General features: G+C 64.8%; 1 pseudogene. It reads left to right on the top strand.

Annotated elements, in window-relative coordinates:
* Window positions 1–57 precede the first annotated feature (57 nt).
* Window positions 58–531, top strand: a pseudogene (locus BJQ90_RS17975) (hypothetical protein); the annotation flags it as partial.

Genomic DNA, 531 nt, shown 5'->3' with positions numbered 1-531 from the left:
GTGACGCTATTTCCCCTTCAAGACGCTCTGCTAAACACCACGGGCGGATTCAGAGTATTGGGCACCATCGCCGTCACCGGAACAACGACCGTGACCCCGGCTGCGGTGGTGTTCACGGATAAGGACGGGACGGCTGCTGATTCGTATACGGTCCCGGCCACGACGGGCGTGGATTACCTCGTCGGCGGAACGGTCAAACCTGCCGGTACTTACCCGGGGACCGGAACCGTCACGGTGACCGCCCGGGCGAAGACCGACTACATCATCGCTGCGGGTGCGATGGCCTCCTGGTCCGCGACGTTCAAGACGACCCCGAACCCGGTGACCCCGGCTGCGGTGGTGTTCACGGATAAGGACGGGACGGCTGCTGATTCGTATACGGTCCCGGCCACGACGGGTGTGGATTACCTCGTCGGCGGAACGGTCAAACCTGCCGGAACCTACCCGGGGACCGGAACCGTCACGGTGACCGCCCGGGCGAAGACCGACTACATCATCGCTGCGGGTGCGATGGCCTCCTGGTCCGCGACG

Origin of the sequence: Arthrobacter sp. SO3 (assembly GCF_020532825.1) — a bacterium.
Taxonomy (GTDB): domain Bacteria; phylum Actinomycetota; class Actinomycetes; order Actinomycetales; family Micrococcaceae; genus Arthrobacter.
Note: the sequence above shows the minus strand (reverse complement) of the source record. Positions and strands in the feature narration are given on the sequence as shown.